This is a genomic window from Planctomycetota bacterium (assembly GCA_038746835.1).
GTDB lineage: Bacteria > Planctomycetota > Phycisphaerae > Tepidisphaerales > Tepidisphaeraceae > JBCDKH01.
In genome coordinates, this window is record JBCDKH010000317.1 from 1 (window position 1) to 1920 (window position 1920).

A 1920-nucleotide genomic window follows, 5' to 3' on the forward strand; every position below is an offset into this window, starting at 1 on the left:
CTCGACCGGCACCGCCACCTTCCGCAACGGCGCGACCGCCACGCTCAACGGCGCCTTCGCCACCAACGACGCCGGCAGTGCCGTCACCATCGGCGACGACGACGAAGGCATCGGCACGCTCAATATCGAAGGCGTCGGGTCTCGCGTCGAAACGACCAACTCCACCTGGTTCATCGGCGGCTCGGAGAACGAAGACGGCGGCACCGGCACCGTCAACATCTCCGGCGGCGGCGTGGGCATCGCTTCCGGGCGGACCTGGATCGGCTACCGCGCCAACGCCCAGGGCACGCTCAACGTCACCGGCACCGGCTCCCGCTACGACGCCAACGGCGACTTCATCCTCGTCGGCTTCCAGGGCGACGGCTTCCTCAACATCGACAGCGGCGGCGTCGTCAACGGCAACGGACTCATCCTCGCCGACGAGCCCGGGTCCGCCGGTAGCGATATCACCGTGGATGGCGCCGGTTCGCAACTCAACCTCACCCAGCGTCTGGTCATCGGCGACGAGAACGACGCGACCATGACCGTCAGCGACGGCGCGGTCGTCAACGTGGCGAGCAACTTCGCCGACCCCGATGTCGCTGACCGCCGCCTGGTCATCGGTCGTATCAACAGCAGCAACGACTCGTCGCTGACCGTCACCGGCGACGGCTCGGCCGTCAACTACTTCGGCGGCGAACGCATCAGCGTCGGTTTCCAGGCGGGCACCACGGCGGACCGTAACAAGCTCCATGTCCTCGACGGGGCGGTCGTCCGCGCCTTCCGCACCGACGCCGCTAACCCGGCGACGCAGGGCTTCATGGTCCTCGGCGACGAATCCAACGGGCACGGCGAATTGCTCGTCGATGGCGCGGGCTCGCTCGTCGACGTCCGCTACCTCGACATCGGCCAGGCCAACAGCGCCAGCGGCAGCGTCACCGTTAGCAACGGCGGCGAGGTCCAGATCGCCGAGTTCTCCGAGGTCGGCGCGGGCGGCGACGGCGACAACTTCCTGACCGTCGAAGACGCCGGCTCGCGCTACGAAACCGGCGGCGACCTCTCCGTCGCGGCGGGTTCGTCTTCGCTCCGCGTCGACGGCGAGATGCGCATCCGCGACGGCGGTGCCGTCGTGACCGGAGGCAACGGGTTCATCGGCCGAGCGTCGACCAACGTCGGCCGCGTCGACCTCGGCGGACCCGGCGCGATGGCCACGTGGGACGTCGCCGGCAACTTCTACATGTCCGGCAGCACCAACGTCTCATCGTCCGGCGGAAGCCAATCGTCCGGCTCCTCGACCCTCAACCTGCTCGAAAACGGGCGGATCACCGTCGACGGCGATTTCTATCTCAAGGACCGCGGCACCATCAACCTCACCGGCGGCGAACTCATTGCCAACGACCTGATCTTCCTCGACTTCACCGGCACGAACTACACACCAGTGCCCACCGTGAACTGGGACACCGGCCTGATCCGCTACACCGACAGTAAAACCTTTTCGGCCAGCGATATCGACATCGTGTTCTCCGGCGGCCCGGCCCTGCTCGATGCGGGCAAGCACCTCGCTTTCGACGGCTCGACCGTCCTCGGCGGGCCGATCGAAGTCGACGGCGGGTCGCTCAGCATCGGGTCGATCTCGACGGGCAGCTTCAGTCAAGTCGAGTTCGATTCGGGGACGCTCAATTTCACCAACTCCGGCATTGTCGTCACCAACTCGGGCCTCTTCGGCAGCACGCTGGTCATCGACGAAGACGAAACCATCAACGTCACTAACAGCGCGTTCGTTCAGGCTGACGGCCTGCTCAACGTCGCCGAGGGCAACTTCTCGTCGGGTGCGACGATCAACAGCGGCACCATCGTGATCGCCCAGGGCACCGCCGACTTCGGCAGCCTCAACAACACCAACGGCGACCTCGTGCTCGTCGACGCGATCACCACCGGCAC

1 protein-coding gene is annotated in these 1920 nt (G+C 66.5%); it reads left to right on the plus strand.

Features of this window, described 5'->3' with window-relative positions; genetic code table 11:
- Positions 1 to 1920, plus strand: a 1920-nt coding sequence (locus AAGI46_17025) for a hypothetical protein (GenBank protein ID MEM1013911.1), incomplete at both ends; no start/stop codon positions are given.